At 69.4% G+C, this 359-nt stretch carries 1 protein-coding gene; it reads left to right on the top strand.

The features are described from left to right. A partial coding sequence (locus J7E68_RS19455) for an SIP domain-containing protein (protein ID WP_251048475.1) occupies positions 1-238 on the top strand: 238 nt, incomplete at its 5' end. Positions 239-359: the final 121 nt, after the last annotated feature.

Genomic DNA, 359 nt, shown 5'->3' with positions numbered 1-359 from the left:
GCGGTGGACGCAGACCGACGACGAACTGCTCGCCGCGCTCTCCGACCTGCCGTGGGCGGACGGCGTGCCCGGAGTCTTCGCGCACGGCGAGCGGGGCACGATCAAGTCGGTGCGGGCGCTGCTGAAGCAGCACGAGGTGCCGCGAGACCGCCTCTCGATCTCGGCGTACTGGGCCCGCGGCCGTGCGGAAGATCAGTTCCAGGCCGAGAAGCGCGAACCCATCGGGCAGATCGAGTAACGCGCAGGAGTCGCCCCCGGCGGGGATCATCCCGGTCGAGGACGGACCTGTCAACGGCCCTGCGCTCGCCGCGGATCCGACGCATCATGATCACTCGGACACGACTATTGGAGGGCACCAT

This window comes from Microbacterium sp. ISL-103, assembly GCF_018613995.1.
Taxonomy (GTDB): Bacteria; Actinomycetota; Actinomycetes; order Actinomycetales; family Microbacteriaceae; genus Microbacterium.
The sequence above is the reverse complement of the archived record's forward strand: the minus strand, read 5'-3'. Positions and strand labels throughout refer to the sequence as shown.